This window comes from Chrysiogenia bacterium (assembly GCA_020434085.1).
In the GTDB taxonomy this organism is placed as follows: domain Bacteria; phylum JAGRBM01; class JAGRBM01; order JAGRBM01; family JAGRBM01; genus JAGRBM01.
The window spans coordinates 1-1635 of record JAGRBM010000468.1 but is presented as its reverse complement, the minus strand read 5'-3'; the positions used below and the strand labels follow the sequence as shown (position 1 = coordinate 1635).

The 1635-nt window shown below is 63.9% G+C and carries 2 protein-coding genes; both read left to right on the top strand.

What is annotated here, in order from left to right; all coding sequences use genetic code 11:
* The first annotated feature begins 352 nt into the window (after positions 1–352).
* Positions 353–955, top strand: coding sequence for a Holliday junction branch migration protein RuvA (gene ruvA / locus KDH09_15885; protein MCB0221179.1), 603 nt, complete (start codon positions 353–355; stop codon positions 953–955).
* 52 nt (positions 956–1007) lie between these two features.
* Positions 1008–1550 (top strand): DUF1499 domain-containing protein, encoded by a 543-nt coding sequence (locus KDH09_15880; GenBank protein MCB0221178.1) that lies wholly within the window; start codon positions 1008–1010, stop codon positions 1548–1550.
* Positions 1551–1635 lie beyond the last annotated feature (85 nt).

Sequence of the window (1635 nt, the reverse complement as noted above, 5' to 3'; positions counted from 1 at the left end):
CGAAGCAATCTGCAGCCTCCCGCAAGCGCCGGGGGCCCTCCCTTGCGCGGGCCCGGAAGGCCCGGTAGAATTGGCCCCAAAGTAGGTGAGGGCCGTCGGCTGGGACTTCTGTAACGTGGGGTTTCCAGCTCGGCGGCTCTTGCTTTTTTATTGCTCTGCATCTGTTTTGCCCCTCTCCCTCCAATGGGAGAGGGTGGCCGCCGAAGGCGGACGGGTGAGGGAGGCGCGGAGCACTCCCTTCCAGTGTTCTCCTGGTGAAAGGGAAGTTGCGTGCAGCGTAGCGATTTGAAACACCCGCTCAGTGCGCTTGGCGCTCAGCTCCCCCGGAGGGGGAGCGGAAGTTGAAAAGATCTTGATCGCCTGGCTCGAAGGAATCCTCAAAGAGAAGAACCCCCAGCGCTGCGTGCTCGTGTGCGCGGGGGTGGGCTACGGCGTCGTGGTGCCGGCGACCACCTACGCGCGGCTCCCCGCCGAGGGAAAAGCCGCGGGGCTCTACATCCACACCAACGTGCGCGAGGGCGCGATCGAGCTTTTCGGATTCGGCACGAAGGATGAGCGCACGAGCTTCGAGACGCTCATCAAGATTTCTGGCGTGGGGCCCAAGCTGGCCGTGAACATTCTTTCGGGAATCAGCCCCGGCGAACTGGCACAGGCCGTAGCAGACGGTGACAAGGCGCGGCTCGGCGTCATTCCCGGAATCGGCAAAAAGACCGCCGAAAAGATTCTCTTCGAGCTGCGTGATAAGCTGCCCGCACTGCCCGGGGGAGGCGCCGCCGCTGCGGCCGGAGCAGCCGCCCCTGCAGGCGGCGTGCGCGGCGACCTGGTCAGCGCCATGATGAACCTGGGATACAAACCACCGCTCGCCGAGAAGGCCGCGGCCACTGCAATCAAGGAACTTGGGGAAGATGCCGGATTCGATGACCTCTTTCGCAGCGCGCTACAGCAACTCGCTTGACCCCAAAAAGCACGCGCTCAGTGTTCGGCTTGCCCCACGCAGGGAGGACCCCGTGACCAAACCCGGATTTCTTGCGGCGATGCTCGCCGCAATCGTGACCGCTGCGTGCAGCTCGTGCGCGGCGCTGACCAACAACATCGCCTACACCGCCCCCGACAAGGAGGGGCTTCTGCAGACGCGCACCTATGACAAGAGCGTGCAGAGCATGCGCGAGCTCTCGCGCGTGGCAGTGGGCTCGCTCAAGCATTGGAAGATCGTCGGCGAGCACGCCTGCTGCAAGACCGATGAGGACCTGCTGCATCCCGTCAAGGAATGGGAGCGCTGGGCGCCCGGTGAGATGCCCGCCTACGTGGGGGCCGTTCAGGTGGAGGTCGAGTCGGCACTCTTCGGATTCGTCGATGACCTGACGATCTTCCTGCTGCCCTCGGAAAAGGGAACGCAGGTAGATGTCTATTCTGCCTCCCGCGTGGGCAAGGGCGACCTTGGCGCCAATGCCAAGCACATCCGCGAGCTCATTGAGAAACTCGACTACCTCGTCGCCAATGCCGAGGAAGTCATGGAAGTGCGCGAGCAAGAAGGCGCCGATGCCCGCTGAGGACACAAGAATGGTGAGCCCGGAGAGCCTTCCGGGCGACGACCGGGAGGAAACCACGCTGCGTCCGCAGCGGCTCTCCGAATAT